This is a genomic window from Pseudomonas sp. PDM14 (assembly GCF_014851905.1).
Lineage (GTDB): Bacteria > Pseudomonadota > Gammaproteobacteria > Pseudomonadales > Pseudomonadaceae > Aquipseudomonas.
The window spans coordinates 1-255 of the sequence record NZ_JACVAQ010000010.1 but is presented as its reverse complement, the minus strand read 5'-3'; the positions used below and the strand labels follow the sequence as shown (position 1 = coordinate 255).

1 protein-coding gene is annotated in these 255 nt (G+C 62.7%); it reads left to right on the top strand.

Annotation, left to right across the window (positions count from 1 at the left end; genetic code table 11):
• On the top strand, positions 1-255 hold a 255-nt coding region (locus tag IB229_RS21765), incomplete at both ends, for a hypothetical protein (protein ID WP_263864176.1).

Genomic DNA, 255 nt, shown 5'->3' with positions numbered 1-255 from the left:
CAACCAACGCTGCGCTGGCAGACGGTGACTACACCGCCACCATCAAAGGCAGCGATGCCCAGGGCAACGAGGCCGATGACAGCGACGCCTTCACTGTCGACGTACTGCCGACCGTGACCATCGCCGACATCACCACCACCGCCGACAACACCCCGACCTTCAGCGGCACTTCGTCCAATACCTCGGGCAACCTGACCCTGACCGTCAACGGTTCCGACTACACCGTTACCCCGAATGCCGATGGCACCTGGTCCT